Origin of the sequence: Pseudomonas cavernae, from assembly GCF_003595175.1 — a bacterium.
GTDB lineage: Bacteria > Pseudomonadota > Gammaproteobacteria > Pseudomonadales > Pseudomonadaceae > Aquipseudomonas > Aquipseudomonas cavernae.
The window spans coordinates 2363784-2385334 of record NZ_CP032419.1; the positions used below are offsets into that span (position 1 = coordinate 2363784).

Annotated in this window: 18 protein-coding genes; 10 read left to right on the forward strand and 8 right to left on the reverse strand. The window is 63.0% G+C overall.

Annotated features, from left to right (window positions below; genetic code table 11):
* Genes D3880_RS10880 through D3880_RS10890 form a run of 3 tightly spaced genes read right to left on the reverse strand, consistent with a single transcriptional unit; the run spans window position 1 to window position 4751 of the window.
* Complete coding sequence (locus tag D3880_RS10880; RefSeq protein WP_119893463.1) at window positions 1–1086, reverse strand: microcin C ABC transporter permease YejB; 1086 nt, start codon at window positions 1084–1086, stop codon at window positions 1–3.
* Entirely contained in the window at window positions 1087–2925 is a 1839-nt protein-coding gene (locus D3880_RS10885) for an extracellular solute-binding protein (RefSeq protein WP_119893464.1), read from the reverse strand. It abuts the gene before it with no gap.
* Entirely contained in the window at window positions 2922–4751 is a 1830-nt protein-coding gene (locus tag D3880_RS10890) for an extracellular solute-binding protein (protein ID WP_119893465.1), read from the reverse strand. The genes D3880_RS10885 and D3880_RS10890 overlap by 4 nt, the downstream gene beginning before the upstream one ends.
* Window positions 4752–4896: 145 nt before the next feature.
* On the opposite strand from D3880_RS10890, the gene D3880_RS10895 reads away from it, so the two are divergent.
* Complete coding sequence (locus D3880_RS10895) at window positions 4897–6342, forward strand: HDOD domain-containing protein (protein ID WP_119893466.1); 1446 nt, start codon at window positions 4897–4899, stop codon at window positions 6340–6342.
* Here the strand turns inward: D3880_RS10895 and D3880_RS10900 are convergent, their stop codons facing one another.
* Window positions 6343–7905, reverse strand: a complete 1563-nt coding sequence (locus D3880_RS10900; RefSeq protein WP_119893467.1) for a LysM peptidoglycan-binding domain-containing protein — start codon at window positions 7903–7905, stop codon at window positions 6343–6345.
* A 98-nt stretch (window positions 7906–8003) separates the two neighbouring features.
* Window positions 8004–8783 (reverse strand): hydroxyacylglutathione hydrolase, encoded by a 780-nt coding sequence (gloB, locus tag D3880_RS10905; protein WP_119893468.1) that lies wholly within the window; start codon window positions 8781–8783, stop codon window positions 8004–8006.
* Window positions 8784–8849: 66 nt separating this feature from the next.
* On the opposite strand from gloB, the gene D3880_RS10910 reads away from it, so the two are divergent.
* From D3880_RS10910 to nudC, 8 genes are all read left to right on the forward strand, one after another.
* On the forward strand, window positions 8850–9602 hold the full coding sequence (locus tag D3880_RS10910; protein ID WP_119893469.1) for a class I SAM-dependent methyltransferase: 753 nt from the start codon (window positions 8850–8852) through the stop codon (window positions 9600–9602).
* A 19-nt stretch (window positions 9603–9621) separates the two neighbouring features.
* The gene (rnhA, locus tag D3880_RS10915; protein ID WP_119893470.1) at window positions 9622–10074 is read left to right on the forward strand and encodes a ribonuclease HI; all 453 of its coding nucleotides are present in this window, start codon (window positions 9622–9624) and stop codon (window positions 10072–10074) included.
* Window positions 10067–10810: a DNA polymerase III subunit epsilon gene (dnaQ, locus tag D3880_RS10920; protein WP_119893471.1), complete on the forward strand. Its 744-nt coding sequence runs from the start codon at window positions 10067–10069 to the stop codon at window positions 10808–10810. The genes rnhA and dnaQ overlap by 8 nt, the downstream gene beginning before the upstream one ends.
* Window positions 10811–10945: 135 nt before the next feature.
* Window positions 10946–13201 carry an Orn/Lys/Arg family decarboxylase gene (locus D3880_RS10925; protein ID WP_119893472.1) on the forward strand — a complete coding sequence of 752 codons (2256 nt, stop codon included), beginning with the start codon at window positions 10946–10948 and terminating at the stop codon, window positions 13199–13201.
* 17 nt (window positions 13202–13218) lie between these two features.
* On the forward strand, window positions 13219–14574 hold the full coding sequence (locus D3880_RS10930; RefSeq protein ID WP_119893473.1) for an amino acid permease: 1356 nt from the start codon (window positions 13219–13221) through the stop codon (window positions 14572–14574).
* A gap of 171 nt (window positions 14575–14745) precedes the next feature.
* Window positions 14746–15555, forward strand: a complete 810-nt coding sequence (locus D3880_RS10935) for a crotonase/enoyl-CoA hydratase family protein (RefSeq protein ID WP_119893474.1) — start codon at window positions 14746–14748, stop codon at window positions 15553–15555.
* A 57-nt stretch (window positions 15556–15612) separates the two neighbouring features.
* Window positions 15613–17286 (forward strand): FimL-related protein, encoded by a 1674-nt coding sequence (locus D3880_RS10940; RefSeq protein ID WP_119893475.1) that lies wholly within the window; start codon window positions 15613–15615, stop codon window positions 17284–17286.
* Entirely contained in the window at window positions 17286–18119 is an 834-nt protein-coding gene (nudC, locus tag D3880_RS10945; protein ID WP_119893476.1) for an NAD(+) diphosphatase, read from the forward strand. The genes D3880_RS10940 and nudC overlap by 1 nt, the downstream gene beginning before the upstream one ends.
* Here nudC and D3880_RS10950 read toward each other — a convergent pair.
* A complete protein-coding gene (locus tag D3880_RS10950; protein ID WP_119893477.1) occupies window positions 18087–18866 on the reverse strand; it encodes a TSUP family transporter in 780 nt (259 codons plus the stop codon). The two genes, nudC and D3880_RS10950, sit on opposite strands and share 33 nt — an antisense overlap.
* A gap of 99 nt (window positions 18867–18965) precedes the next feature.
* Between D3880_RS10950 and D3880_RS10955 the strand changes: the two genes are divergently transcribed.
* Complete coding sequence (locus D3880_RS10955; protein ID WP_119893478.1) at window positions 18966–19616, forward strand: hypothetical protein; 651 nt, start codon at window positions 18966–18968, stop codon at window positions 19614–19616.
* 57 nt (window positions 19617–19673) lie between these two features.
* Here the strand turns inward: D3880_RS10955 and D3880_RS10960 are convergent, their stop codons facing one another.
* Complete coding sequence (locus tag D3880_RS10960) at window positions 19674–20441, reverse strand: SDR family oxidoreductase (protein WP_119893479.1); 768 nt, start codon at window positions 20439–20441, stop codon at window positions 19674–19676.
* 40 nt (window positions 20442–20481) lie between these two features.
* Window positions 20482–21549 (reverse strand): phosphotransferase family protein, encoded by a 1068-nt coding sequence (locus D3880_RS10965; protein ID WP_119893480.1) that lies wholly within the window; start codon window positions 21547–21549, stop codon window positions 20482–20484.
* Between the last annotated feature and the right edge of the window lie 2 nt (window positions 21550–21551).

A 21551-nucleotide genomic window follows, 5' to 3' on the forward strand; every position in this document is an offset into this window, starting at 1 on the left:
TCAACCCTCCCGGTTTTCGAAGTCGATGCGCGGATCGACCAGGGTGTAGGTGATGTCGCCGATCAGTTTCACCAGCAGGCCCACCAGGGTGAAGATGAACAGGGTGCCGAACACCACCGGATAGTCGCGGTTGATCGCCGCCTCGAAGCTCATCAGGCCGAGGCCGTCGAGGGAGAAGATCACTTCGATCAGCAGCGAGCCGGTGAAGAAGATGCCGATGAAGGCGGCCGGAAAGCCGGCGATGATCAGCAGCATGGCGTTGCGGAACACATGGCCGTACAGCACGCGACGCTCCGTCAGGCCCTTGGCGCGGGCGGTGATGACGTACTGCTTGTTGATCTCGTCGAGAAAGCTGTTCTTGGTCAGCAGGGTCAGGGTGGCGAAGTTGCCGATCACCAGGGCGGTGACCGGCAGGACCAGGTGCCAGAAGTAGTCGAGGATCTTGCCGCCGAGGCTGAGCTCGTCGAAGTTGTTGGAAGTCAGGCCCTTGAGCGGGAACCAGTCCAGGTAGCTGCCGCCGGCGAACAGCACGATCAGCAGGATGGCGAACAGGAAGGCGGGGATGGCATAGCCGACGATGATTGCCGAACTGGTCCAGACGTCGAACGTGCTGCCGTGGCGGGTGGCCTTGGCGATGCCCAGCGGAATGGACACCAGATACATGATCAGGGTGCTCCACAGCCCGAGCGAGATGGACACCGGCATCTTTTCGACGATCAGGTCGGTGACCTTGGCGTCGCGGAAGAAACTCACGCCGAAGTCCAGATGCAGGTAGTTCTTCAGCATGATCCAGAAGCGTTCTGGCGCCGGCTTGTCGAAACCGTACATGCGCTCGATCTCTTCGATCAGCTCGGGGTCCAGCCCCTGCGCGCCGCGGTAGTTGGAACCGGCCACCGAGACTTCGCCGCCGCCACCGGAAATCCGTCCGGTGGCGCCGCCTGAGGCGGCGTCGAAGCCCTCCAGCTTGGCGATCATCTGCTCCACCGGGCCGCCGGGGGCGGCCTGGATGATGATGAAGTTGATCAGCAGGATGCCGAGCATGGTGGGAATGATCAGCAGCAGGCGCCGCAGGATATAGGCGAGCATTTACGGCGCTTCCTTGGCGGCCGCCTGCGTCGCGCCGGCTTCGGCCTTGTCGCTCTTCTGCCACCAGGTCATCAGGCCGTAGTCATACAGCGGTGTCTTTTCCGGGCGGCCGAACTTGTTCCAGTAGGCGATGCGCCAGGTGTCGACGTAGTAGTTGGGTACCACGTAATAGCCCCACTGCAGGGCGCGGTCGAGGGCACGGGCGTGTTCGATCAGGCTCTGCCGCGAATCGGCGCGGATCAGGCCGTCGACCAGCTGATCGATGGCCGGGTCGCGCAGACCGATGAAGTTGCGGCTACCGGGGTTGTCGGCGCTACTGGAGTGCCAGTACTCGCGCTGCTCGTTGCCTGGCGAGTTGGATTGGCCCCAGGTGGCGCTGGTCATGTCGAAGTCCCGCGAGCGCAGGCGATTGATGAACTGCGAGGCATCGACCCGGCGGATCTGCATGTCGATGCCGAGTTCGCTGAGGTTGCGCTTGTAGGGCAGGAGGATGCGTTCCATGTTGGTCTGGAACAGCATGAACTCGAAACTCAGCGGCTTGCCATCGGGGCCGACCATGCGGTCGTTGTCGATGTGGTAGCCGGCTTCTTGCAGCAGCTGATAGGCCCTGCGCTTCTGCTCGCGGATGATGCCGTCGCCCTTGCTGACGGGGGGCAGGTAGACCTGGGTAAAGACCTCCGGCGGCAACTTGTCGCGCAGCGGTTCGAGAATTTTCAGCTCGGCGGCATCCGGCAGGACGCTGGCGGCCATTTCCGAGTTCTCGAAGTAGCTGGTGGTGCGTTTGTAGGAGCCGAAGAACAGCTGCTTGTTCGACCACTCGAAGTCGAACAGCAGGCCAATGGCTTCGCGCACACGGCGGTCCTGGAACACCGGGCGGCGGATGTTGTAGGCGAAGGCCTGCATGCCCACCGGATTATGGTTGGTGATCGCCTCCTTGAGCATCCGCCCGTCGCTGAGGGCGGCGGACTGGTAACCGGTGGCCCAGTCCTTGGCGGAGTACTCGAGGTTGAGGTCGAACTGACCACCCTTGAAGGCTTCCAGGGCGACCGCCATGTCGCGGTAGTAGTCGACCACTATGGCGTCGAAGTTGTATTGGCCGCGATTGACCGGCAGGTCCTCACCCCACCAGTCCTTGACCCGCTCGTAGCGGATGCTGCGGCCGGACTCCAGGCTGGCGACGCGATAGGCGCCGCTGCCCAGGGGCGGCTCCAGGCTGGTCTTGGCGAAATCACGGGTCGCCCACCAGTGCTTGGGGAGGATTTGCAGCTGACCGAGAATCAGCGGCAGCTCGCGGTTGCCCATGTGTTTGAAGTCGAAACGGACTTTCAGCGGGCTTTCCACCACCACCTTGTCGACGTCGGCGTAATAGCTGCGGTACATCGGGTCGCCGTTCTTCATCAACGTCTCGAAGGTGAATTGCACATCCTCGGCGGTGACCGGCGCGCCGTCGTGAAAGCGGGCTTTGGGATGGAGGTAGAAGCGTACGTAACTGTTGTCCGCGGCCTTTTCGATCTTCTCGGCGAGTAGCCCGTATTCGGTGAAGGGCTCTTCCGGCGAATGGTAGGTCAGGCTCTCATAGACCATGCCGATGCGGCTTTCGGCGTTGCCCTTGGGGATGAACGGGTTGAGGCTGTCGAAGCCGCCGTTGCCGGACAGGCGCAGAGTGCCGCCCTTGGGCGCATCTGGGTTCACATAGTCGAAGTGTTGATAGTTGGCCGGGTATTTGGGCGCTTCGTCGTAGAGCGTGATGGCATGCTGCGGCGCGGCCTGGGCAAGACCCGCTAGGCCGAGCAACAACAGGCTGCTGCCGTGGAGCAGGGCACGCAGGGCAGGGGTCATAGGGCATTCTCCGTGGGCTTCAGCCACCAGGCGCGCAGGCCGAGGGTATAGGGCGGCGTGGTGTCGAAGGCGAACCGGTTGCGGTACGCCACTCGGTGATAGTTGATATACCAGTTCGGGATGCTGTAGTGCTGCCAAAGCAAGACGCGGTCCAGGGCACGGGCGGCCGCGACCTGGTCGTCACGGGTTTGGGCGGACAGTAGCTTTTCCAACAGATTGTCGACTATCGGACTGGCCACGCCGGCGTAGTTTTTGCTGCCCTTGACCTTGGCCTGGCTGGAATGGAAGTACTGCCATTGCTCCAGGCCCGGGCTGAGGGTTTGCGGCAGGGTCATGAGGATCATGTCGTAATCGAACTGGTCCAGGCGTTGTTTGTACTGGGCGCGGTCCACCGTGCGCAGGTTGGCCTGAATGCCGATGCTGGCAAGGTTGGTGCTGTACGGGCGGAGGATGCGCTCGAGGCTCGGGTTGACCAGCAGAATCTCGAACTGCAGCGGCTCGCCATTGCTGTTGACCAGGCGTTGGCCGGACAACTTCCAGCCAGCCTCGCCCAATAGACCCAGGGCGCGGCGCAGGGTTTCCCGCGGGATGCCGTGGCCGTCGGTGCGCGGCAAGCTGAATGCCTGGGTGAACAGCGGCGCCGGTAGTTGCCTGCGAAAGGGCGACAGCAGTAACCACTCATGACCTTCGGGCTTGCCGGTGGCGGCAAATTCGCTGTTCGGGTAGTAACTCTGGCTACGCACATAGGCATTGTTGAACAGCGCGCTATTGGTCCACTCGAAGTCGAACATCAGCCCCAGCGCTTCGCGCACCTGGCGCTGGGCAAAGGTCGCGCGGCGACTGTTGATGAACAGCGCCTGGGTCTGGGTGGGGATCTGATGGGGGATCTCGGCGCGGATCACGTCGCCGCGGGCGACCGCGGGAAAGCGGTAGCCACTGGCCCAGTTCTTCGCCTGGTGTTCGATGTAGAAATCAAACTCACCGGCCTTGAAGGCTTCGAAGGCGACGTCTCTGTCGCGGTAGAACTCCACGGCGACGCGATCGAAGTTGTACTTGCCGCGATTGACCGGCAGTTTTTCGCCCCACCAATCCTTGACCCGCGCGAACACCAGTTCGCGGCCGGGCACCACCTTGGCGATCCGGTAGGGGCCGCTGCCCAGCGGTGGCTCGAAGGTGGTGGCTTTGAAGTCGCGGTCTTTCCAGTAGTGCTGCGGCAGCACTGGCAGTTCGCCGAGACGCAGGATCAGCAGAGGATTGCCGGCACGCTTGAAGACGAAGCGGATGCGGTGACGGTTGAGGATATCGACGCGTTTCACTTCCTGCAGGTTGGTGCGGTACTGCGGGTGGCCCTGCTTGACCAGCAAACGGTAGGAAAACGCCACGTCGTAAGCGGTGATCGGCTTGCCATCATGGAAGCGCGCCTCGGGGCGCAGATTGAATACTACCCAGCTGCGATCATCGCTGTATTCCAGCGATTGCGCGATCAAGCCGTAGCTGGATGCCGGTTCGTCGCCGGAGGGGTCGTACTGGCCGCTGCCGGCCATCAGGGTTTCGTTCAGTTCGTTGACGCCGTATTGCTGGAAGTCAGCCGTCGCCACCGGGCTGCTGCCCTTGAAAGTATAGGGGTTGAGGGTGTCGAAGGTGCCGGACGCCATCAGCCGCACGCCGCCGCCCTTGGGGGCCTCGGGGTTGACCCAGCCGAAATGGGTGAAGGTGGCGGGGTATTTGAGGGTGCCGAACTGGGCGTAACCGTGGCTTTCGCTGATAGTTGCAAAAGCGGCAAAGCTTGGGGCCAGGCTGAGGAACAGCAGGAGCAGGGGACGCATCAGGCGAGAGATCCGATCCGTGGCGGCTTTGGGCTTCTTGCTCGGTACAGTAACAGCTTGTATCAGCAGGAAAAAGAGTGACCTGTCCGCGGCTTGTGCCATCATCCTGAGCACTATTTAGCGAATATTGGAGTGGGGTTTTCACTTGGCCGAACGCAGTCATGGTTTGCAGGCGTGGATCGAGCGGTTGAGTCAGGCCGAACTGCCGGCATTGGCCGCGGTGGTGCAGGATCTGCAACGCCTGGCCCAGCCAGATAACACCTCGGTGCAGCAGCTGGCCGAAGTCCTGCTGCGCGATGCGGCCCTCACCTCCAAGGTGCTGCGTGTCGCCAACAGCGTCTATTACAACCCATCCCAAGAGCCCATCCGTACCATCAGCCGGGCCATCGTGCTGATCGGCTTCGAGCAGGTGCGTTTGATCGGTCTGTCGGTGAGCCTGATCGACCATCTTCTGGCCCGCCAGCCGCGCGAGCAATTGCAGGAGTTGCTGGCGCGCGCCTTCCACGCCGCGGTACAGGCGCGCAGCATCGCCGGCTATGTGCTCTCCAAACACCAGGAGGAGGTGTTCATCGCCGCCTTGCTCAATCAGTTGGGCGAGTTGGCGTTCTGGGGCTCTGCGGGTGAGCAGGCCGACGAATTGGCCAGTGTCCTGGCGCAACCGGGCATCGAGGTGGAAAAGACGGTGCGCGAGGTGCTGGGCATCAGTTTCCGCCAGCTGACCCTGGGGCTGGTGAAAAGCTGGAACCTGGGTGAGCTCGCCAGCTTGGCGCACACTCGCGCCAGCCAGCACGATCCTGCGGTCCAGGCGGTCCGGCTCGGCGTGCAGATCAGCGAGGCGGCGCTGGACGGCTGGGACTCGCCGGCTATCGACAGCCTGGTCGGGCAACTGGCGGCCTTCATCGGCGTGACGCCCGAGGAGGCCCTGCAACAGGTGCTGGCCAGCGCCGACGAGGCGGTCAAGGTGGCAGCCACCTTCGGCGCCAGCCGGTTGTGCCACCTGATTCCGCATACCGACCCGGAGCAGATTCGCCTGCAACAGGAGCAGCGGCGCGCGCGCCTACTGCAACCCAACCTGCAGATCCTGCAACAGGCGCTGCAGGATATCGGCGCGATGGTGGCGCAGCGGGCCGATCTGAATCGGGTGCTGGATGCGCTGTGTCTGGGCTTACATCAAGGGGCCGGTCTGGAGCGCGTGATGCTGGCGGTGCTGGCCGACGGGCAGACGTGCTTTCGCGTCAAGCGAGCCGTGGGTGAGGGGACCGAGGCCTGGCCGAGTGACTTTGTGCTGCCGGTCGAACGCCCCGAGCAGCCACACCTGTTCAGTTACGTCCTGCGCCATCGCGAGACCTTGTGGATGGGGGTGCCGGCCAGTTGCAGTCTCAATGAGCTGGTCACTCAGCCGCTGCGGCAAATGCTGGGGCAGGGCATGTTCTTCATCGCCCCGCTGCTGGTGGGCAGCCGCGAGATCGGGGTGCTCTATGCCGACCGGCGACTGTCCGGGCGAGCGCTCAAGCATGAGCAGTTCGTGGCCTTCCAGCGCTTCAGTCAGCTGACCGCGCGCTGTTTGGAGGCGATGGGTCGGCGGGGCTGATCAGTTGGTCAGGTAGAGGGTGAGGGTTTGCCCCGGGCGCAGCGCCCGCCCGGTATTGGGGTTCCAGTTTTCGAGATGCCGGGTCTCGACATTGAAGCGCTTGGCGATCAGGTACATGGAATCGCCCTTCTTCACCTTGTAGTAGGTGACGGCCTCCCGCGACTTGCCTTTGCTGGCGGCAACCGCCTTGCCGCCTTGCAGTTTGAGCACCTGGCCGGCTGTCAGACCCTGCTTGGAGAGCTTGTTCCAGCGCTTGAGGTCGTTGACCGTGACCTTGTTGGCCTTGGCGATCTGCCACAGGTTGTCGCCTGGCTTGACCCGGTAGCTGCGTGACGGCTGAGTTTCCCGCACGGCCGCATTCTGGAACAGCGGCTGCTGCGGTTGTGTTCCAGGGCGGGCAGGAATGCTCAGCACCTGGCCGACACGCAGATGGTTGCCGGAAAGGCGATTGATGTCTTTCAGGGTGCTGACCGTCAGGTGAAAGCGGTTGGCGATGCCGTGCAGGCTATCGCCATTGCGCACCTTGTATTCCTGCCAGTCCACCAGTTCCTGCGGTTTCATCATCGACAGGTTGGCGGCCAACAGCTCGGCCTTTTCCGCCGGCACCAGCAACTGCTTGGGACCGCCGTAGGTGATGCGTTTCTTGAATGCCGGGTTGAGCAGGTAAAGCTCTTCCTCGTCGATATTGGCGAGGGTGGCGACGCGCGACAGGTCCATGCGCTGGTTGATGGCGATCGCCTCGAAATAGGGCTCGTTGGCGATCGGCTCCAGGTTGATGCCGTAGGCCTCGGGCGCCACTACCAGTTGCGACAGGGCCAGGAGTTTCGGTACGTATTCCTGGGTTTCCTGCGGCAGTGGCAGGTTCCAGTAATCGGTCGGCAGGCCGAGTTTCTGGTTGCGCTCGATGGCGCGGCTGACCGTGCCTTCGCCGGCGTTGTAGGCGGCCAGGGCAAGCAGCCAGTCGCCGTTGAACATCTCGTGCAGGCGCGACAGGTAGTTCATCGCCGCATTGGTCGAGGCGGTGATATCGCGGCGGCCGTCGTACCAACTGGTCTGCTGCAGGTTGTAGTGGCGTCCGGTGGCCGGGATGAACTGCCAGAGGCCAGCGGCATTGCTGCGCGAATAGGCGAGGGGATTGTAGGAGCTTTCGATGACCGGCAGCAGCGCCAGCTCCAGGGGCATGTTGCGCTCTTCCAGACGCTCGACGACGTAATGGATATACAGGCTGCCGCGGCCGCTGACGCTTTCCAGGTAGGAGGGCTTGCTGGCGAACCACAGGCGCTGGCGCTCGATGCGCGGATTGGTGCCGATCTCGCCCTGGAGCTTGAAGCCGGTGCGTATGCGCGCCCAGATATCCTGCGGCGGCTCGGGCTCAGTCGTCTGCTCCAACCATTCTGTTTGCCGTGCAAAGTCGACGGCGCGATCGGTGTCCTGGCCACTGTTGTCGGGCGGGGCGGTCATGCTCTGACAGCCGGCCAAACCGAGGGCGAGCGCGGTCAGCAGCGCTCGGGAGACCCTTGCCAACACATCTAGATCAAGTTTTTTAGAAGAAGATGACGACATTGGCTGGGGTCTTATTCCAGTCGTAAATGTCGGGCGATTCTAGAAATCGTCCATGGCTTGGTCAAGTTTTAACCGCTTCGACTGAGTGGGGCGGACCGTCAAAACCGGTCCTTCCAGGCCCTCAGGCTGGCGAACACCGCGCTGGGCGTGCGTTGACCAAGCCCATCCCGCTCGTCGGTTTTCCGAATGACGGAGGGTTCGCGGCTGCGCAGGAAGGGATTGGTCGCCCGTTCCAGGGCCAGAGTGGACGGCAGGCTGATCTGGCCTTGCGCCCGCCAGCTCGTGACTTCGGCCAAGCGGGCGGCAATGGCTGGATTCTCCGGCTCGACTGCCTGGGCGAAGCGCAGATTGCTCAGGGTGTATTCGTGGGTGCAGTAAACCTGGGTGGCGTCCGGCAGGGACGCCAGGCGGCTGAGCGAGTCGTACATCTGCTCGGGGGTGCCCTCGAACAGGCGGCCGCAGCCGGCAGCGAACAGGGTGTCGCCACAGAACAGCCAGGGCCGTTCGGCATCGGCGTGGTAATAGGCGATATGGCCGAGGGTATGCCCCGGTACTTCCATGATCTGGAAGCGTTGGCCGAGCACCTCGACCATGTCGCCTTCGGCCAGGGCCACGTCGCGCGCCGGGATCTTTTCGTTGGCCGGGCCGAGCACGCGGGCGCCGGTGGTCTGTTTGAGCCGTTCGACGCCGCCGACATGATCGAAATGATGATGGGTGACCAGGATGTCGCTGAGCTGCCAGCCCGGATGCGCGGCCAGCCAATCGAGTACCGGGGCGGCATCGCCCGGATCGACCACGGCGCACTGCCTTTTGGCAGTGTCTTGTAACAACCACAGGTAGTTGTCGTTGAAGGCGGGCAGGGCGTCGATCTGTATCATCGTGAGAGTCGCTAAGCTGTAAGCAATGGCCCATCTTAGGCGTAAAGGATGCGAGCAGGTACTCCTATGACCGATCAAGCTTTCGCCCAGGCCGATGCCGAATGGCTGGCCCTGACCCGCGCGGCGCGTGCCTGGCTCGAAGGGCCGCTCGGCCAGTTGTTGCTGGTGCAGGAGCGGCGGCTGCTGGAAGAGGAGCTGGCGCGCCTGTTCGGCGGTTATCTGGTGCATTACGGCCCTGCGGTCGAGCTGGCGGGCTGTGGGCAGATCCAGCGCAGTGTGCGTCTGGGGGCTCCCTTGCCGGGGGTGGAGATCGTCTGCGAGGAGCAGGCCTGGCCACTGAGCGAGCACGCCGCCGATGTGGTGGTGCTGCAGCATGGTCTGGATTTCAGCCTGTCTCCGCACGGTTTATTGCGTGAAGCGGCGCACAGCGTCAGGCCAGGCGGGCACTTGCTGATCATCGGCATCAACCCGTGGAGCACCTGGGGGCTGCGTCACTGGTTCGCCGCCGATGCCTTCCGTGAGGCCCGCTGCATCGCCCCGACGCGGGTCGGCGACTGGCTCAACCTGCTCGGATTCGCGCTGGAGAAACGCCGCTTCGGGTGCTATCGTCCGCCGCTTTCTTCCGCCGTCTGGCAATCGCGTCTGGAGCGTCTGGAACGCTGGGGTGACCGCTGGCAGCCGTCAGGCGCGGGCTTCTATCTGCTGGTTGCGCGCAAGATTGTGATGGGTTTGCGGCCCCTGCGGCAGGCGCAACGTGTGCCCTTGGGCAAGTTGGTGCCTATGCCCGTAGCCAAGATCAGCCGGCGGGATTCCGAATAGCAAGACCTGAGCCTTGAGAATGTCTGAACTGATTGAGATCTTCACCGACGGTGCCTGCAAGGGAAATCCAGGCCCCGGCGGCTGGGGCGCGCTGCTTATTTATAAGGGCGTGGAAAAGGAGTTGTGGGGCGGCGAGGTGGAAACCACCAATAACCGCATGGAACTGACCGCGGCGATTCGCGGCCTGGCCGAGCTCAAGCGCACCTGTGAGGTGCGCCTGGTCACCGATTCCGAATACGTCATGCGCGGTATTCAGGAATGGCTACCGAACTGGAAGAAACGCGGCTGGAAAACTGCCGCTCGCCAGCCAGTGAAGAATGCCGATCTGTGGCAGCAGCTGGACGAACAGGTCAATCGCCACCAGGTCACCTGGCAATGGGTGCGCGGGCATACCGGTCATCCCGGCAACGAGCGTGCCGATCAGCTGGCCAACCGCGGTGTGGAAGAAGTAAGAGGCAGAAAACATGCGTAGTGTGGTCCTGGATACCGAAACGACCGGCATGCCGGTTACCGATGGCCATCGCATCATCGAGATCGGCTGCGTCGAGCTGATGGGCCGGCGCCTGACCGGCCGCCACTTCCATGTCTATCTGCAGCCCGATCGTGAAATCGACGAAGGCGCCATCGCGGTGCACGGCATCACCAATGAATTCCTCAACGGCAAGCCGCGCTTTCGCGAAGTCGCCGATGAATTCTTCGAGTTCATCAAGGGTGCCCAGCTGATCATCCACAACGCGGCGTTCGACGTGGGCTTCATCAACAACGAGTTCGCCTTGCTCGGCCAGAGCGAGCGCGCCGATGTCAGCGATCATTGCTCGATACTCGATACCCTGTTGATGGCCCGCGAGCGCCATCCGGGGCAGCGCAACAACCTCGATGCGCTGTGCAAACGCTACTTCGTCGACAATTCCGGGCGCGAACTGCACGGCGCCTTGCTTGACGCCGAGATTCTCGCCGACGTCTACCTGGCGATGACCGGCGGCCAGACCAGCCTGTCGCTGGCCGGCAATGCCTCCGATGGCAATGGTCATGGCGGCGGGCAGGCCAGCGAGATTCGCCGTTTGCCGGCGGAACGCCCACGCACGCGGGTGATTGCCGCCAGCGCCGAGGATTTGTCTGCGCATGCCGCGCGTCTGGCGATCATCGAGAAGTCGGCCGGAGCGCCGGCCTTGTGGGTGCAGATGGAGACCTCGTCCACCGAGATCTGATATATGCCTCAGCGTGCCGACTTATCGGCGCGCGACCTTTTCGTACAGGCTGAAGCAGCAGGGGTTCCGTCCGTGCGGGCGTGCCTCTACCCTGAGGTGATTGGCGGCACCAGCCGCCCACCCCAGGGGCGCAGAATGTACAAAGACCTTAAATTCCCCATCCTCATCGTGCACCGCGACATCAAGGCCGATACCGTGGCCGGTGATCGCGTACGGGAGATCGCCCGCGAACTGGAACAGGACGGTTTCACCATCCTTTCGACCGCCAGTGCGGCGGAAGGCCGCATTGTCGCCTCCACCCACCATGGCCTGGCTTGTATCCTGATGGCGGCCGAGGGCGCGGGCGAGAATCAGCGCTTGTTGCAAGACGTGGTCGAGCTGATCCGTGTGGCGCGGGTACGGGCGCCACAATTGCCGATCTTCGCTCTCGGCGAGCAGGTGACCATCGAAAACGCGCCGGCCGAGGCGATGAATGACCTCAACCAGCTGCGTGGCCTGCTGTACCTGTTCGAGGATACTGTGTCCTTCCTCGCCCGCCAGGTGGCGCGCGCGGCGCGTAGTTATCTGGAAGGTCTGCTGCCGCCGTTCTTCCGCGCGCTGGTGGAGCACACCGCGCAGTCCAACTACTCCTGGCATACGCCAGGCCACGGCGGTGGCGTGGCCTATCGCAAGAGCCCGGTGGGACAGGCCTTTCACCAGTTCTTCGGCGAGAACACCCTGCGTTCCGACTTATCGGTATCGGTACCCGAGCTGGGCTCGCTGCTCGATCACACCGGCCCGCTGGCCGAGGCCGAAATGCGTGCCGCGCGCAATTTCGGCGCCGATCACACCTACTTCGTCATCAATGGCACCTCGACGGCCAACAAGATCGTCTGGCATTCGATGGTCGGGCGTGACGACTTGGTGCTGGTGGATCGCAACTGCCACAAATCGATCCTCCACTCGATCATCATGACTGGGGCGATCCCGCTCTACCTGTGTCCGGAGCGTAATGAACTGGGCATCATCGGCCCCATCCCGCTCAGCGAGTTCTCCCCCGAGTCGATCCAGGCCAAGATCGCCGCCAGTCCCTTGGCCAAGGGGCGCCCAGCCAAGGTCAAGCTGGCGGTGGTGACCAACTCCACCTACGACGGCCTCTGTTACAACGCCGAGATGGTCAAGCAGGCTCTCGGTGATAGCGTTGAGGTGCTGCATTTCGACGAGGCCTGGTACGCCTATGCGGCCTTCCACGAGTTCTACCGTGGTCGTTATGGCATGGGCACCAGCCGTGATCCGCACGCGCCGCTGGTGTTCACCACCCATTCGACCCACAAGTTGCTGGCGGCCTTCAGCCAGGCTTCGATGATCCATGTGCAGGATGGCGGCGTGCGTCAGCTCGATCGTGATCGCTTCAATGAAGCCTTCATGATGCACATCTCCACCTCGCCGCAGTACAGCATCATCGCCTCGCTGGACGTGGCCTCGGCGATGATGGAGGGGCCGGCCGGCCGCTCGCTGATCCAGGAAACCTTCGACGAGGCGCTGAGCTTTCGTCGGGCTCTGGCCAACCTGCGGCAGAACCTGCCGGCGGATGACTGGTGGTTCAGCATCTGGCAGCCGCCGCAGGCCGAAGGCGGGGAGGGTGTCACCACCGGCGACTGGCTGTTGGCGCCGAACGCCGATTGGCATGGGTTCGGCGAGGTGGTGGATGACTATGTGCTGCTTGATCCGATTAAGGTCACCCTGGTCACTCCGGGCCTAACCGCCGGCGGCAAGCTGGACGAGCACGGTATCCCCGCCGCGGTGGTCAGCAAGTTCCTTTGGGAGCGTGGTGTGGTGGTCGAGAAGACCGGCCTGTATTCCTTCCTGGTGCTGTTCTCCATGGGGATTACCAAAGGCAAGTGGAGCACGCTGCTCACTGAACTACTGGAGTTCAAGCGCCTGTACGACGCCAACGTGCCTTTGCCCAGCGCCCTGCCAAGCATTGCCAAGGCCGGCGGCGCGCGCTACAGCGGCATGGGTTTGCGCGACCTGTGCGAAGAGCTGCACGGCTGCTACCGCGAGAACGCCACGGCGAAGGCCTTGAAACGCATGTACACGGTGCTGCCGGAAGTGGCGATGAAACCGGCCGATGCCTACGACCTGTTGGTACGCGGTGAGGTCGAGGCGGTGCCGATCGATCAGCTCGAAGGGCGCATCGCCGCGGTGATGCTGGTGCCTTATCCACCGGGCATCCCGCTGATCATGCCGGGCGAGCGCTTCACCCAGGCGACGCGCTCGATCATCGACTATCTGGAGTTCGCCCGTGCCTTCGACAGCCGCTTCCCCGGCTTCGATGCGGATGTGCATGGCCTGCAGGATGAGGATATTAATGGCGTGCGCTGCTATACAGTTGATTGCATAAAGCAGTAGTTCAGCCGGGGGAGCACATGAGTCAAGGAGCGGCAGACAAGGCGGGCACCATGGGTTTCTGGACCTGTACCGCCTTGGTGGTCGGCAACATGGTCGGTTCGGGGGTGTTCCTGCTGCCCGCCAGTCTGGCCGCTTTCGGTGGCCTGAGCCTGTTCGGCTGGCTGATCTCCTCGATTGGCGCCGTGATTCTGGCGCTGACCTTCGCGCGTCTGAGCCGCCTCAAGCCCGCTGCCGGCGGGCCTTATGCCTATACCCGCGACGGCTTCGGCAACTTCGCCGGCTATCTCTGCGCCTGGACCTACTGGAAGGCGGCCTGGATCGGTAACGCGGCGATTGCGGTGACTCTGGTCGGCTACCTGCAAGTATTCATTCCGGCCTTGAAAGATCCGGTGCTGGCGGTCAGTACCGCCATCGGCGCCATTTGGCTGTGCACCTTCATCAACCTGCGCGGCATAGGTGCCTTTGGCCTGGCGCAGAACATCCTCACTGCACTCAAACTGGTGCCCCTGTTGCTGATTGGCATCCTCGGCTGGTTTTCCTTTCACCCGGAATACCTGCGGATTCCCGAGGTGCAGGACATTCCCGGTGGTGGCGGTTATGCCCAGGCCATCGCCACCACGGCGGCGCTGACCTTGTGGTCGTTCATTGGCTTGGAGTCGGCAACCGTGCCGGCCGAGCATGTGCGAGACCCGAAACGCACCATTCCGCGCGCCACGGTCTTCGGCACCTTGGTCGCGGCGGGGGTCTACATCCTGTCAATCACCGCGGTGCAGGGCGTGCTGCCGCCGGAGGTGTTGATGCGTTCCAGCGCCCCATTCGCCGATGCCGCGCAGGTGCTGCTTGGCACCTGGGGCTACTATCTGGTCGCCGGTGGGGCGGTGGTGGCCTGCTTGGGCGCGCTCAATGGCTGGGTGCTGCTGCAAGGGCAGATCCCCATGGCTACCGCGCGCGATGGCCTGTTGCCGAGTTCTCTGGCGAAGACCAACAAATATGATGTGCCGGCCAATGGTCTGCTGGTTTCCGCGCTGCTGGTCACCGCACTGGTGCTCATCGACGGCCAGGGCGACCTGGTCGAGGTGTTCAACGTCATCATCCTGCTCGGCACTATGACCGGCGTGGTGCCTTATGCCTTCTGCACGGCGGCACTGTTGCAGTTTCTCGCCGTGACGCCGCAAGACTTCAAGCCGCGCGAGCGCGGCCCGCTGTTTGCCCTTGGCACGCTCGGTTTCTGCTATTCGCTCTGGGCGCTGTATGGCACCGGCGAGCAGGCAATCTTCTGGGGCTTCCTGGTGCTGATGGCCGGCATCCCGCTCTACACCTGGCGCCAATGGCGCAATCGGCTGGATGCCGAGACGCTCGGTAAGGCGATTTAATCCTCAAGAGATCAAGCAGTTAACGCCATATCACAAAGCTCCTTGCAAGCTTTGCGGCGTGTCCCGCATCACAGTCGCCGGCATCGACATTTGAGCCTCGCTTGTTATAGTTGGGCGGTTTTAACCATAACAATATCTATTATGCGCGCCCGCGCTGTTTGAGGATGCGTCATGTCCGACTACAAAGCCTTTCGTGTCGAGCTGAAGGACAAGATCGCTCATGTGGTGATCAATCGTCCGGAAAAACTCAATGCCATGAATGCCGACTTCTGGACGGAGATCGTCGATATCTTCCGCTGGGTCGATGACACCGACGAGGTGCGGGTGGTGGTGCTCTCCGGTGCCGGCAAGCATTTCTCTTCAGGCATTGATCTCACCATGCTCGCCAATGCAGGCCAGTACGGCACGGATGTAGGTCGCAATGCGGAAATGCAACGGCGTCAGATTCTCAAGCTGCAAGGCTCTTTCAATGCCGTCGACAATTGCCGCAAACCCGTGTTGGCGGCGATTCAAGGATACTGCCTGGGCGGCGGTATCGATCTGATCACCGCCTGCGACATGCGTTACGCCACAGTCGACGCAAAGCTGTCCATTCGTGAAATCGACATGGGCTTGGCCGCAGATGTCGGTACCCTACAGCGCTTGCCACGCATCATCGGCGATGGGCTGGCGCGCGAACTGGCCTATACCGGGCGTGACATCAGTGGTGAAGAAGCGCGCAGCATCGGTCTGGTCAATCGCACCTTTGCCGATCAGGCTGCACTGCTCGCGGGGGTATTCGCAATCGCTGGCGAGATTGCCAGCAAGTCGCCGATTGCCGTGCGCGGTACCAAGCGGATGCTTGATTACATGCGCGATCATCGCATCGACGATGGCCTGGAATATGTCGCGACCTGGAACGCAGCGATGCTGCAGTCCGCCGATTTGCGCGTGGCGATGGCCGCGTTCATGAGCAAACAGAAGCCGGAATTTGCCGACTAAGGCTGACGCAAAGCATCCGATGCAGTCCATTTACCCGGCGCGGGAGGCGCACTAGGCATGGTTTCAGGAGCTACGTCCCTGAGTTTGGTGCGCGACGAGCTGTTCGCCACCATGGAAGAGGCCGAACAGAGCCTCGAGCATTTCATTGCCGAGCGGCATAACGGCAGCCCGTTGCAGCAGGCCGTCGAAAGCCTGCAGCAAGTGCGCGGCACCTTGAATTTGATCGAACTGGCGGGTGCCGAGTTGCTGGCCCAGGAAATCCTTCAGCAGGCCACGGACATTCCCGCCGGCGCCGGCGAGGAGCGCGACGGCCAGTTGACGGCGCTGAGCAATGCCTTGCATGTGCTGCGTCGCTATCTGGAGAACGTCGACAGTCATCGTCAGGAGTTGCCGGAGCTGCTGCTGCCGGCGATCAACGAGCTGCGCCAAGCCGGCGGCCAGACGCCGCTGCCGGAAAGTTTCTTTTTCAGCGCGCGTCTCGATCAACTGCGCTCCCCAAGCAGCGCAAGCGTGCTGGATGCTGCGACCCTGGCCAGCCAGGTGCGCCACCTGCGGCACATGTATCAGGTCGGGCTGCTGGGTTTTATCCGCGAGCAGAACTCCCAGGCCGGGATCAAGCTCATGGCGCGTGCCTTCAGCCGGCTCGACAACTTGTTCGCCAACGAGCCACGCGGACGCTTGTGCTGGATCGCCGCTGCCGCGCTGGAGGCCCAGCTCGACGGCCAGTTGCTGGCGCGTAAATCGCGCAAGCAGCTGTTTGCCCGACTCGATCGCGAGCTCAAGCAATTGCTTGGCAATCCGCAGCATGAAGCTCCGCGCAATCTACTCAAGGAATTGCTCTATCTGGTGGCGCTTGCCGACAGCCGGGGTCCCTTGGCCAGTCAGGTGCGCGAGACTTTCGGCCTGGCCGCGCTGCCGTTTACCGATCAGTTGCTGGAAGAGGAATATCAGCGCCTGGCAGGGCCGGGGCAGGCGGTCATGCGCTCGCTGTCTTCGGCGATCCGCGAGGAACTGGCCGGCGTCAAGGATCTGCTCGATCTGATCGAGCGCGGCACTGCCGAGAGTGAGGGCTTCAACGCCCTGCAGGCCTTGCTGGCGAAGCTGACCAAGACCCTGAACATGGTCGGCTTGAGTTCGGCGAGTACTATTCTCAGCGCCCAGTTGCCGACGGTGGCGGGTTGGAGCGAAGTGCAGGCAGCCGACACCGCGGCGCTGAACAAGCTGGCCGATGCGGTATTGCATGTGGAAAGCATGGTCGCCGGTCTCGATCGCGGCGAGCGCCGCGATCAGCGCCTGGCCACGGTCGTGGATGAGGCCGAGTCCTTCGCCCTGCATCAGCTGGCCGAGGCGCGGATCGTGGTGGTCGACGAAGCTCAGGCGGGTCTGGCCTTGGCCAAGCGGGCGATCACATCATATCTGGAGTCCAGCGGCGACAAGCTGCACCTGGCCAACGTGCCATTCAGTCTGCAGGCGGTGCGTGGCGGCTTGTGGTTCCTCGGGCAGGAGCGGGCGGCCTGGCTGGTCGGTGCCTGCAGCGACTATATCCAGAAGCAGATGCTCGAAACCGCGCAGATACCGTCGGAGCAGATGCTTGAGACCCTGGCCGATGCGCTGACCAGTCTTGAGTACTATCTGGAAGGCGGCGCCGTGTTGCGTCCTGAGACCACGCCCAGCGTGCTCGACCTCGCCGCTGACAGCGTGCGTGCCCTCGGCTTGCCGGTGGCGGCCTGATGGAACAGGGCTGGCAGACCACTCCGGCGCTGGACAACAGCCTGCCCGGTGGCTGGGCCTTGGCTCGCTGTCAGCAGGGCTTTCTCGCTGACAGCAATGGCGTGCTGTTTCCCCGTGAGTGGCTCAAGCGCCAGGAATTGTCGCTCTCGGCCGAGCATGGTTTGGGTTACTTCAACGGCGAGCCGGTCTGGCTATTGGAGCTGCAGCAACCGGCCGAGGTGATGGGCTGTCACTGGCAGGGGCTGCGCCAGTTCATGCTGCAGGCCGATTACCCGACGTTCCGCATGCTGTCCTTCGCCGAGCAGATCGGCAGTTGGAGCAGCCAGCACCGCTTCTGCGGGCGCTGCGGCAGTCCGACCCGGCAGGTGCCAGGTGAGCGCTGCATGCGCTGCCCGGGCTGCGGGCTCGACAGTTATGCGCGGATTTCACCGAGCATGATCGTGCTGGTCACCCGGGGCGATGAAATCCTCCTGGCCCGTTCGCCGCGTTTCGTGCCCGGCATGTACAGCACCCTGGCCGGTTTCGTCGAACCCGGCGAATCGGTGGAGGAGTGCGTGGCCCGCGAGGTGCGCGAGGAAGTCGGCCTGGAGGTAGGCAACCTGCAGTACCTGGGTAGTCAGGGCTGGCCTTTCCCGCATTCGCTGATGCTCGGCTTCCATGCCGAGTACGCCGCAGGCGACATCACCCCGCAGGCGGATGAGATCGAAGATGCCCGCTGGTTCCCTATCGAACAACTGCCGCCGCTGCCAATGCAACGCTCCATTGCCCGCTATCTGATCGACCTCTACCTGGCGCGCCGCCTAGGCCATCCCGAACCAGTGCTGCCACGCTAAACGCGCGGTCAACGCCAGCACCACCAGAATGAACACCGGGCGAATGAACTTGGCGCCGCCATGAATGGCCGTGTGGGCGCCAAGAAAGGCCCCGGCCATCAGGGCCAGGCCCATGCTGATGCCGAGCGCCCAGGCCACCTGACCCGAGACGATGAACACTGCCAGCGCCGCGGCGTTGCTGATGAAGTTCATGCTGCGCGCCACGCCACTGGCGCGTAGCAGGTCGAGCGGGTAGAGCAGCAGGCTGCTGACCGTCCAGAACGCGCCGGTGCCAGGCCCGGCGACCCCATCGTAAAAGCCCAGGCCGAGACCTTGCGGCCACTGCCGGCCACGGGCGATCGGTGCCTCGACATTCACCGGCGCCGTCGGGGTGCGGCTGAACAGCAGATACAGGCCGCAAGCGAACACCACCACCGGCAGGAATTGATTCAGCCAGGCGGCTGGCAGCCAGTGCGCGAGCGTGGCACCGAGCAACGCACCGATGCCGGTGGCGACCAAGGCATTCCGCCATTGGCCAGGATCGAACAACTTGCGCCGATAGAAAGTGAAGCTGGCGGTGGCCGAGCCGAAGGTCGCGCACAGTTTGTTGGTGCCCAGTACCAGATGTGGCGGCAGGCCGGCGGTGAGCAGGGCCGGGATGGTCAGCAAGCCACCCCCGCCGGCAATGGCGTCGATGAAACCGGCGAGAAAAGCCACCAGGGCCAGGATCAGCAAGGTCAGCGGATCGACGATCAGGTCAAGGGGCATAAAAATCCAAAGTGTGTCCGACTGCGCGGAGTGTTGACTGGCCGGTTGGCGGCTTGCTGAGCATAATGCCGGCTATTTTCCACACAAGGAATTGGGCTTATGCAGTATGACGGTTTGGCTTGGTGCATCGCGCTGCTGGCTCTGCTTGCCGCGCTGATCGCCGCACGCATTCTGTTCAGTCGTCAGTGGTTGCTCGGCTGGCTGCGCGGCACCTGCGGTGTGGCCTTTCTTGCCCTGGCCGGGCTGGTGGGGCTCGCCGGCTATGACCTGATGAGCTATACCGCGCTGCCGCAAGGCAAGCCCGTGGTGACGCTGAGCTTCCAGGCCGATGGCCCGCAACGCTACCGGGTCAGCCTGCTGGAAGGAGCCGAAGAGCGCACTGTCACGCTGGAAGGCGATCTGTGGCAGCTGGATATGCGTATGCTGCAGTGGAAGGGCCTGGCGGCGTTGATCGGTCTACAGCCGGGTTATCGGCTGGAAAAGCTCTCCGGGCGTTTCCTCGCCATCGAGCAACAGGAGCTGGCTCAGCATGCGCAGGTAGCGCTGGCGCAGAGCTTCTACGGCATAGATTTGTGGCGCTGGCTGCGACTCGGGCAGCACGATCTGTTTCTCTTCGATCCGCAGGCGCTGCGGGTGACCTATCTGCCGGTGGCCGATGGCGCCGTCTATGCGGTGGGGCTGACGCCGACCGGACTGCTGGCGCAGCCGGTGAACCAGGCCGCCAACCAGGCGCTGAAGGACTGGCGCTAAAGTTAGCCGCATGAAAAAAGGGACCCGTGGGTCCCTTTTTTCATGCCGGGCGAATCCTCAGGAGAGGTAACCGCCATCGACATTCAGCGCCACGCCAGTGGTGTAGCTGGAGGCATCGCTGGCCAGGTAGAGCACGGCGCCGGCCATCTCGCTTGGGTTGGCTACGCGCTTGAGCGGGATGCGCTGCAGGGCGGTATTGAGGATGGCGTCGTTCTTCACCAGCGCGGAGGCGAACTTGGTGTCGGTCAGGCCCGGCAGCAGGGCGTTGCAGCGAATGCCGAACTGCGCGCACTCCTTGGCAAAGACCTTGGTCATGCTGATCACTGCGGCCTTGGTCACCGAGTAGATGCCCTGGAACTCGCCTGGCGATACGCCATTGATGGAGGCGACGTTGATGATGCTGCCGCCGCCGTTGGCTTTCATCAGCTTGCCGCCTTCGATGGACATGAAATAGTAGCCACGGATGTTGACGTCGACTGTCTTCTGGAAGGCGCTGAGGTCGGTGTCCAGCACGCTGCAGAACTGCGGGTTGGTGGCGGCGTTGTTGACCAGAATATCGAGGCGGCCGAACTGCTCGCGGATCTGGGCGAACACGCTCTGGATTTGCTCCATCTCGCCAATGTGGCAGGCGATGGCGGTGGCTTTGCCGCCGTCGGCGATGATGGCGTCGGCGACGGCCTGGCAACCGTCGATCTTGCGGCTGGAGACGATCACATGGGCGCCTTGCTGGGCCAGCAGCTTGGCGATGGCTTCACCGATGCCGCGGCTGGCGCCAGAGACGAAGGCGATCTTGCCGTCGAGGTCGAACAGATGAGTCTTGGACATGGGGTTCCCCTAGTTATGGGCAATTACGGCTTAAAGCCGGTTACAGCCGAGATTTGCCGATGACCTGCAGGCTCATCTGCTCCAGCAGCTTGTTCATGTGAATGAACTGGGCGAAGCGTTTGTCCTGGGTCTGGCCGTGATAGAAGCGGTAGTAGATCTGCTGCACGATGCCGGCCAGGCGGAACAGGCCGTAGGTGTAATAGAAGTCGAAATTGTCGATCTGGATGCCCGATCGTTCGGCGTAGTAGTCGACGAACTCCTGGCGGGTCAGCATGCCCGGCAGATGGCTCGGCTGGCGGCGCATCATCTGCACCGGGGCCGGGTCGTTGGCCTCGATCCAGTAGGCGAGGGTGTTGCCCAGGTCCATCAGTGGATCGCCGATGGTGGTCAGCTCCCAGTCGAGCACGCCGATGATTTTCATCGGGTTGGCCGGGTCGAGGATGACGTTGTCGAAGCGGTAGTCGTTATGCACGATGCCCGGTTTGGGGTGATCGGCCGGCATCTTGTCGCGTAGCCAGGCCTTGACCGCTTCCCAGGACGGGGCGTCGGGGGTCAGGGCCTTCTCGTAACGATCGCTCCAGCCGCTGATCTGACGCTGAACGTAGCCTTCCGGCTTGCCCAGATCGCCAAGCCCGCAGGCGTTGTAGTCGACGTTGTGCAGGTCGACCAGCTTGTCGACGAAGCTCTTGCACAGCTGGCGAGTCTGGCCTTCGTCGATGCTCAGTTCCGGCGGCAGGTCGGCGCGCAGGATGATGCCCTTGACCCGTTCCATGACATAGAACTCGGCGCCGATCACCGATTCGTCGGTGCAGTGCACGAAGGCTTTGGGGCAGTAGGGGAAGCCGGCATTGAGCTGATTGAGAATGCGGTACTCGCGGCCCATGTCGTGGGCGGACTTGGCCTTGTGGCCGAAGGGCGGGCGACGCAGCACCAGTTCCTGTTCCGGGTATTCCAGCAGGTAGGTCAGGTTCGACGCACCTCCGGGGAACTGGCTGATACGGGGCGAGCCACTGAGGCCGGGAATGTGGGCCTTGAGGTACGGATCGATCACCGCGGCGTCGAGTTCTTCGCCATCGCGGATGCGAGTGGATTGGTCGGTAAGCGCCATGC

Coding starts and splice junctions, on each gene's coding strand:
- D3880_RS10880 (WP_119893463.1), bottom strand. CDS start 1,086: ATGCTCGCCTATATCCTGCGGCGCCTGCTGCTGATCATTCCCACCATG.
- D3880_RS10885 (WP_119893464.1), bottom strand. CDS start 2,925: ATGACCCCTGCCCTGCGTGCCCTGCTCCACGGCAGCAGCCTGTTGTTG.
- D3880_RS10890 (WP_119893465.1), bottom strand. CDS start 4,751: ATGCGTCCCCTGCTCCTGCTGTTCCTCAGCCTGGCCCCAAGCTTTGCC.
- D3880_RS10900 (WP_119893467.1), bottom strand. CDS start 7,905: ATGTCGTCATCTTCTTCTAAAAAACTTGATCTAGATGTGTTGGCAAGG.
- gloB (WP_119893468.1), bottom strand. CDS start 8,783: ATGATACAGATCGACGCCCTGCCCGCCTTCAACGACAACTACCTGTGG.
- D3880_RS10910 (WP_119893469.1), top strand. CDS start 8,850: ATGACCGATCAAGCTTTCGCCCAGGCCGATGCCGAATGGCTGGCCCTG.
- rnhA (WP_119893470.1), top strand. CDS start 9,622: ATGTCTGAACTGATTGAGATCTTCACCGACGGTGCCTGCAAGGGAAAT.
- dnaQ (WP_119893471.1), top strand. CDS start 10,067: ATGCGTAGTGTGGTCCTGGATACCGAAACGACCGGCATGCCGGTTACC.
- D3880_RS10925 (WP_119893472.1), top strand. CDS start 10,946: ATGTACAAAGACCTTAAATTCCCCATCCTCATCGTGCACCGCGACATC.
- D3880_RS10930 (WP_119893473.1), top strand. CDS start 13,219: ATGAGTCAAGGAGCGGCAGACAAGGCGGGCACCATGGGTTTCTGGACC.
- D3880_RS10935 (WP_119893474.1), top strand. CDS start 14,746: ATGTCCGACTACAAAGCCTTTCGTGTCGAGCTGAAGGACAAGATCGCT.
- D3880_RS10940 (WP_119893475.1), top strand. CDS start 15,613: ATGGTTTCAGGAGCTACGTCCCTGAGTTTGGTGCGCGACGAGCTGTTC.
- nudC (WP_119893476.1), top strand. CDS start 17,286: ATGGAACAGGGCTGGCAGACCACTCCGGCGCTGGACAACAGCCTGCCC.
- D3880_RS10950 (WP_119893477.1), bottom strand. CDS start 18,866: ATGCCCCTTGACCTGATCGTCGATCCGCTGACCTTGCTGATCCTGGCC.
- D3880_RS10955 (WP_119893478.1), top strand. CDS start 18,966: ATGCAGTATGACGGTTTGGCTTGGTGCATCGCGCTGCTGGCTCTGCTT.
- D3880_RS10960 (WP_119893479.1), bottom strand. CDS start 20,441: ATGTCCAAGACTCATCTGTTCGACCTCGACGGCAAGATCGCCTTCGTC.
- D3880_RS10965 (WP_119893480.1), bottom strand. CDS start 21,549: ATGGCGCTTACCGACCAATCCACTCGCATCCGCGATGGCGAAGAACTC.